This is a genomic window from Streptomyces sp. NRRL F-5122 (genome assembly GCF_001507435.1).
GTDB classification, from domain to species: Bacteria; Actinomycetota; Actinomycetes; order Streptomycetales; family Streptomycetaceae; genus Streptomyces; species Streptomyces lannensis.
On sequence record NZ_LMWH01000232.1, the window covers coordinates 1 to 202 of the forward strand.

At 68.8% G+C, this 202-nt stretch carries 1 pseudogene; it reads left to right on the forward strand.

Features of this window, described 5'->3' with window-relative positions:
- Positions 1 to 13: 13 nt before the first annotated feature.
- Positions 14 to 202, forward strand: a pseudogene (locus ADL25_RS23370) (hypothetical protein); the annotation flags it as partial.

The following is a 202-nucleotide window of genomic DNA, read 5'->3' on the forward strand; positions in this document are numbered from 1 at the left end:
CATGCACTCGATCATGATCGTGCCCATCCGCGCACGACGCGCCCTGCTGGGCGTCGCCCTGTTCGTCCGCACCACGAATCCCGTGCCGTTCCACGAGGTCGATCTGCTCCTGGCCGAAGAACTCGTCGGCCGCGCCGCCCAGTCGCTGGACAACGCCCGCCAGTACGCAAGCCAGCACGCCGCTGCCCTCACCCTGCAACGC